The sequence below is a fragment of the Holdemanella sp. genome (genome assembly GCF_056804935.1).
Genome location: NZ_DBMEXE010000164.1, coordinates 2024 through 3664 on the forward strand (window position 1 = coordinate 2024; position 1641 = coordinate 3664).

Consider the following 1641-nt stretch of genomic DNA (forward strand, 5'->3'; position numbering starts at 1 on the left):
CAGCTCAATCAAGAGATTGGGAAACAATTAAAGATTCAATTATTTATACATATTGCTCTTGACCCTAACGTTACGTTAGGGTTTATTTTATATGTATGATATAATGTATTTAATTATGGAGGTCTATTATGAAAGGTATTATTTTAGCTGGTGGTAGTGGTACTCGTTTGTATCCTTTGACTAAGGTGACTAGTAAACAATTACTTCCTATTTATGACAAGCCAATGATTTATTATCCTATGTCGATTTTAATGCAGGCTGGGATTCGTGAAATTTTAATTATTTCAACTCCGGATGATACACCTCGTTTTCAAGAGTTATTGGGGGATGGTCATCAGTTTGGTATTGAGCTTTCTTATAAGGTTCAGCCAAGTCCAGATGGACTTGCTCAAGCGTTTATCTTGGGTGAAGAGTTTATTGGTAATGATAGTTGTGCGATGATTTTGGGTGATAATATTTTCCATGGTCATGGTTTGACAAAGCGTCTTCGCGCGGCTGCTGAAAATGAAGTAGGTGCTACAGTATTTGGTTATTATGTAGAGGATCCTGAACGTTTTGGTGTTGTAGAATTTGATTCTGAGGGTAAGGCGATTAGTCTTGAGGAAAAGCCTGCTTGTCCTAAGTCAAATTATGCGGTAACAGGATTATATTTCTATGATAATAAAGTGGTTGAGTATGCGAAGAATTTAAAGCCGAGTCCTCGTGGGGAATTGGAAATCACAGATTTGAACCGTATTTATTTAGAGAATGGTGAATTGAATGTCACTTTACTTGGTGATGGATTTACTTGGTTGGATACGGGTACGCATGAGTCTTTAGTGGATGCGACAAATTTTGTGAAGACAATTGAGGAGCACCAGCATCGTAAGATTGCGTGTCTTGAAGAGATTGCGTATGATAATGGTTGGATTGGTGATGAAGAATTAGCATCTACTTATGAAATTTATAAGAAGAATCAGTATGGTGCTTATTTGAAGAAAATCATGGATCGTAAGTATATTAAATAATTGGGGGTATAGTGATGAAGGTAACGGAAACAAAGATTCCTGGCGTATTGATTATTGATACGGATGTATTTGGTGATCATAGAGGGTATTTTACGGAGACGTATTCGAAGCCTAAATATGAGAAGATGGGTATTACAGTCGATTTTGTACAGGACAATATGTCTTTTAGTGCACAGAAGGGTACGCTTCGTGGTTTGCACTGGCAAAACCCGCCTTATGCACAGAGTAAATTGGTTTCTTGTACGAAGGGTACAGTGATTGATGTGGCTGTGGATATTCGTAAGGGAAGTCCTACATTTGGTCAATGGGTAAGTGTTGAATTGAGTGAAGAGAATCATAGACAGTTCTTTATTCCTCAGGGATTTGCGCATGGATTCTTAACTTTAACAGACAATGTTGAGTTTAGATATAAAGTCGATAATGTATACAACAAGGAATCTGAGGGTGGTATGCGTTATGATGATCCGACTTGTAATGTAGATTGGGGTTCATTATTAAATGGTATTGAGCCTGTATTGAGTGAAAAAGATCAGATTGGTCCTACTTTAGAGGAATCAAATAATCAATTTGTATATAAAGGAGAATAAAAGAATGAAAATTTTAGTAACGGGTGGTGCTGGTTTCATTGGTGGAA

At 36.9% G+C, this 1641-nt stretch carries 2 protein-coding genes; both read left to right on the forward strand.

Annotation, left to right across the window (positions count from 1 at the left end):
- Positions 1 to 128 precede the first annotated feature (128 nt).
- Positions 129 to 1007 (forward strand): glucose-1-phosphate thymidylyltransferase RfbA, encoded by an 879-nt coding sequence (gene rfbA / locus ACZQCL_RS07440; RefSeq protein WP_270490758.1) that lies wholly within the window; start codon positions 129 to 131, stop codon positions 1005 to 1007.
- Between the two features lie 14 nt (positions 1008 to 1021).
- Positions 1022 to 1594, forward strand: coding sequence for a dTDP-4-dehydrorhamnose 3,5-epimerase (gene rfbC, locus ACZQCL_RS07445; protein ID WP_117571149.1), 573 nt, complete (start codon positions 1022 to 1024; stop codon positions 1592 to 1594).
- The last annotated feature ends 47 nt before the right edge of the window (positions 1595 to 1641 follow it).

What these genes read in the sequence shown, in the direction of transcription:
- rfbA (WP_270490758.1), top strand. Translation starts at nt 129, where the DNA reads ATGAAAGGTATTATTTTAGCTGGTGGTAGTGGTACTCGTTTGTATCCT.
- rfbC (WP_117571149.1), top strand. Translation starts at nt 1,022, where the DNA reads ATGAAGGTAACGGAAACAAAGATTCCTGGCGTATTGATTATTGATACG.